This is a genomic window from Nonomuraea sp. NPDC049784 (genome assembly GCF_040659615.1).
In the GTDB taxonomy this organism is placed as follows: Bacteria; Actinomycetota; Actinomycetes; order Streptosporangiales; family Streptosporangiaceae; genus Nonomuraea.
The window spans coordinates 1-3,716 of sequence record NZ_JBFAMX010000816.1 but is presented as its reverse complement, the minus strand read 5'-3'; the positions used below and the strand labels follow the sequence as shown (position 1 = coordinate 3,716).

The 3,716-nt window shown below is 69.1% G+C and carries 4 protein-coding genes; 2 read left to right on the top strand and 2 right to left on the bottom strand.

Annotated features, from left to right (window positions below):
- On the top strand, positions 1-956 hold a 956-nt coding region (locus tag AB0J09_RS59055; protein ID WP_360712175.1), incomplete at its 5' end, for an ABC transporter permease.
- Positions 953-2,485 (top strand): sugar ABC transporter ATP-binding protein, encoded by a 1,533-nt coding sequence (locus AB0J09_RS59050; RefSeq protein WP_360712172.1) that lies wholly within the window; start codon positions 953-955, stop codon positions 2,483-2,485. The genes AB0J09_RS59055 and AB0J09_RS59050, both read left to right, overlap by 4 nt.
- Before the next feature lie 37 nt (positions 2,486-2,522).
- On the opposite strand, the gene AB0J09_RS59045 is transcribed toward AB0J09_RS59050, so the two are convergent.
- Both AB0J09_RS59045 and AB0J09_RS59040 read right to left on the bottom strand, forming a co-directional pair.
- Complete coding sequence (locus AB0J09_RS59045) at positions 2,523-2,690, bottom strand: hypothetical protein (RefSeq protein WP_360712169.1); 168 nt, start codon at positions 2,688-2,690, stop codon at positions 2,523-2,525.
- A gap of 326 nt (positions 2,691-3,016) precedes the next feature.
- Positions 3,017-3,460 (bottom strand): carboxymuconolactone decarboxylase family protein, encoded by a 444-nt coding sequence (locus tag AB0J09_RS59040; protein WP_360712167.1) that lies wholly within the window; start codon positions 3,458-3,460, stop codon positions 3,017-3,019.
- Positions 3,461-3,716 lie beyond the last annotated feature (256 nt).

Genomic DNA, 3,716 nt, shown 5'->3' with positions numbered 1-3,716 from the left:
GGAGGCTCAAGGGTGTCACCGCCCGGCCTGAGTTCACCCTCGCCGTGCTCGCCGCCGTCGGCTTCGTCGCGCTCGCCATCGCCACGGACGGCAACTTGCTCTCACGCGGCACGCTGGACGCGTTCTTCCGCTTTCTCGCCGTCCCGATCGTCATCGGGCTCTCCCAGATGGTGGTGCTGGCCATCGGCCAGATGAACCTGTCGGTCGGCACACTCACGGGCCTGTGCGCCATGGTCGCGGCGTGGCTCATGCTCGAAGGCGGCCTGCCCGCCCCGCTCGCCGTGCTGGGCGCGCTCGGGGTCGGCTTCGCGGCCGGTCTCGTCAACGGGCTGCTCGTCGTGTTCACCCGGATCAACGGCTTCATCGTGACCCTCGCCACCATGACGATCATCGAAGGGCTGCGGTACGGGGTCAACGGCCCGGACACCTTCCAGGGATACTCGCAAGGGCTGCGCGACTTCGGCACCGCCTCGGTGCTCGGCCTGCCGGTCGTCCTCATCCTCGCTCTGGTGGTGGCCGCCCTGGTGGCCCTGTTCTTCGGCCGCGCGGTCGTGGGCCGGCAGTTGCTGGCGACCGGCGGCAGCCCGTTCGCCGCACGCCTGTCCGGCGTCTCCAACGACCGGTCGATCGTCATCGCGCACGGACTCAGTGGCCTGCTCGCGGGGGTCGCCGCCGTCATCACGGTCGCCGCTTCCGGCTCCGTCAACTCCAGCATCGGCGACGATCTGCTGCTGCCGAGCTTCGCCGCGCCGATCATCGGAGGGGTCGCGCTCACCGGCGGGGTGGTCAGCGTCGCCGGCACCTGTCTCGCGGCGTTCCTGGTCCGACTGGTGGACGTCATGCAGGCGCAGTTCGACATCAACCCGCGCTGGATCGACCTGATCGTCGGCGCGGTCGTCCTCGGTGCGGTGCTGCTCGGCACCGTACGCCAGAAGCTGTCGAAGGGGTCGTCATGATGCTCACCGCCGAGAACCTGGTGAAGACGTTCCCGGGAGTCCGCGCGCTGGACGGGGCCACCCTGCGGCTCACCGCCGGCAGCGTGCACGCCCTCCTGGGCGAGAACGGCGCGGGCAAGAGCACGCTCATCAAGATCCTGACCGGCGTGCACCGGCCGGACGGCGGACGGGTCCGGCTCGGCGACACCGACCTGCACATGAACGGCCCGCTCGACGCCCAGCGGGCCGGCATCGGCGTGGTGCACCAGGAGCGCAACCTGATCCCCGAGTTCTCCATCGCTGAGAACATCATGCTGCACCACCTGCCGCGGCACTTCGGCCTCGTCGACCGGGCGCGGATGCGCGCCGAGGCTCGCCGCTGCCTCGACCTGCTCGATCTGGACCTCGACCCGGACACCCCGGTCTCCCGGTTGTCCGTGGCGCAGGCGCAGCTGGTCGAGATCGCCAAGGCGCTGAGCGTCGACAGCAAGGTGCTGCTCCTCGACGAGCCGACCGCGTCGCTCACCGGCGACGAGGCCGACCGGCTCTATGGGATCGTGCGCAAGCTGCGCGAGAGCGGACACGCCGTCGTGCTGGTGAGCCACAAGCTGGAGGAGGTCTTCGCGGTCGCGGACACGGTCACCGTGCTGCGTGACGGGCGCAGCGTGGCCGAGGCCGAGCCGCTCGCCGGCTACACGCAGGACCAGATCGTCGACCTCATGGTGGGGCGGGCGTACTCCTCGGTCCGCCTCGCCGAGCGGCACGTCGACCCGGCGGCGGCGCCGGCCCTGCGGCTGGACAAGGTGTGCACCGCGCGAGGCCACCGCGACATCTCCCTGTCCGTGCGCCCGGGGGAGATCCTCGGACTGTACGGCCTGGTCGGGGCCGGCCGCAGCGAACTGGCCAAGGCGCTGCTCGGGCTCGACCGGATCACGTCGGGAACGGTGGAGGTGCAGGGCCGTCCGGTGCGCATCCGCGATGTCGGCGATGCGCTCCGCGGCTACCGCATCGGCTACGTGACCGAGAACCGCAAGGAAGAGGGCCTCTTCCTCGACCAGCCGATCGCCCGCAACGTCGGCGTCACGGTGTGGCGGCGCCTGGCCAGGGCCGGGCTGGTGACCGATCGGGCGGAGCGTCGCCTGGTGGCCCGGTACGTCGACCGGCTGGGCATCCGGATCTCTTCGCCGTCCCAGCTGGCCGGCCAGCTCTCCGGCGGCAACCAGCAGAAGGTCAGCCTGGCGAAGTGGCTCGCCGCCGAATGCGAGATCCTCATCGTGGACGAGCCGACGGTCGGCATCGACGTACGCACCAAGGCGGCGTTCCACGAACTGATCGCCGAGCTGGCGGGATCCGGGCTGGCGCTGCTGCTGATCTCCTCAGACCTGCCGGAGATCGTCACCCTCGCCGACCGGATCGCGGCGATGAACGACTTCAGCCTCTGCGGCGAGCTGGTCAACGACCACGACTACGCCCGGATGAGTCAGGCGATCATCCGGTTGATCCACACGGGGCCTGCGCGGCCACCCACGGGCGAGAACGAAGCGGCATGAAACACGCCTCCGTAGGGAGGGCTTGCCCCTCTCAGCGTCAGGCGGCGGGGGTGGGGCCGCCAGGGAAGCGGATGACATTGCGGCCGGTGTAGGCCCGCAGGTCGATCACCTTGGGGTCGGCGGGCGGCTTGCGGCGGTATCCGGAATGGATGTCGCGGACCTTGTGCCTGGCAATGTGTGGCGGCACCACCACAAGCCTCTTCATCGTGAGCCCCCCCGTGATGACTTTGTTACCTCTTCTATCTACAGACCCCCCGATAAATTGGGTGTAAGGAGCAAGTCAGTAGGGAAGGGTGCGACCCGTCGGCGTCCGCAGGTCCAGCTCCATGGTCAGTCGCGTGCGCCGCTTGGCCGCCGACTTCGTGACTTTGACCCGTCTCATGGTCTCCCCCTTCCGAAGCGCGTCCCGTCTCTCCTGCTCCAGACTGTGCGCCGCGCCAATTGGCGGCGGCATGGCGGGCGCTTGCCGCCCGCTATGCGCGTCAACCTAACCGGCTACGGCTGGGTCTCTCAATGCATTTCCACGAATGGTCAGGTTTCGGGTGTGAGCCGGGCCGCGACCCCGATCCGGTTCCAGGCATTGATCATCGCGAGGGCCACGATGAGCAGCCCCAGTTGCTTCTCGCTGTAGTGCTGGGCGGCCTCCTCCCACACCGCGTCCGGCACCGCCTCGCGGTCGGCCAGCCTGGTCGCCTCCTCCGTCAGCGCCAGTGCGGCCCGCTCGGCCGGGGTGTACACGGTGGCCTCCCGCCAGGCGACCAGAGACCAGATCCGCTCATCGCTCTCACCGGCCTTCTTCAGGTCGCGGCTGTGCATGTCCACGCAGTAGCCGCAGCCGTTGATCTGGCTGGCGCGCAGCTTGACCAGTTCGATGGTGGTGGTCGGCAGCTCGCTGTCGTGGAGCAGCTTCTCCACGGCGATGAAGTGGTGGTACGCCTCGGGGACGTTCTTCGCGACGTTGATCCGCTGGGTCATATGAGCCTCCTCATGTTCTTACGAGAGAAGGACAGGACAGGCCCCCTGTCTGTGACAACTTCCGCGAAATAGGCGACATCTAACCCGCCATGGAGGCGCTGAGCGCGGGGGATCCCCAGCGCATCGGGAGTTACTGGCTGGCAGGGCGGCTCGGTTCGGGCGGGCAGGGCGTCGTGTACGACGCCTACGACGCTGACGGCAGCCGGGTCGCGGTCAAGGTGCTGCACGCGGCCGGCGATCGTGCGGTCCGTGACAG

Excerpts from the sequence above, each read along its gene's own strand:
- AB0J09_RS59050 (WP_360712172.1), top strand. The coding sequence starts at position 953 with ATGATGCTCACCGCCGAGAACCTGGTGAAGACGTTCCCGGGAGTCCGC.
- AB0J09_RS59045 (WP_360712169.1), bottom strand. The coding sequence starts at position 2,690 with ATGAAGAGGCTTGTGGTGGTGCCGCCACACATTGCCAGGCACAAGGTC.
- AB0J09_RS59040 (WP_360712167.1), bottom strand. The coding sequence starts at position 3,460 with ATGACCCAGCGGATCAACGTCGCGAAGAACGTCCCCGAGGCGTACCAC.